Origin of the sequence: Massilia sp. CT11-108 (assembly GCF_047302915.1) — a bacterium.
GTDB lineage: Bacteria > Pseudomonadota > Gammaproteobacteria > Burkholderiales > Burkholderiaceae_D > Telluria > Telluria orientalis.
The window spans coordinates 1-292 of record NZ_JBKYMO010001444.1 but is presented as its reverse complement, the minus strand read 5'-3'; the positions used below and the strand labels follow the sequence as shown (position 1 = coordinate 292).

Annotated in this window: 1 pseudogene; it reads right to left on the bottom strand. The window is 71.2% G+C overall.

The annotated features are described in order from the left end of the window. Window positions 1–292, bottom strand: a pseudogene (locus ACEN88_RS35195) (hypothetical protein); the annotation flags it as partial.

The window sequence follows — 292 nt, the reverse complement described above, 5'->3', positions numbered from 1 at the left end:
AGCACGACGCGGCCCGCGGCCACGTCGTGCTCGAACGAGCGCAGCCGGCCCAGGTTGTCGAGCCAGCGGCGCACGAGGGTGCGCATGAGGACGAGGCTCGCGACGAACACGACGAAGGCCACGCCGGCGGTCTCCAGCACGAGGCTCCACACCTGGGCCGCCAGCTTTTCCTCGTCGAACTGCAGGCGCACGACACCGTAGTCCTTGCCGCCCACGTTGGCGATGCGATTGACGTCGTACAGCTTGGCGGCGATGCGGGCCGCCAGCCAGCGCGGCGCCAGCGCGCGCGTCA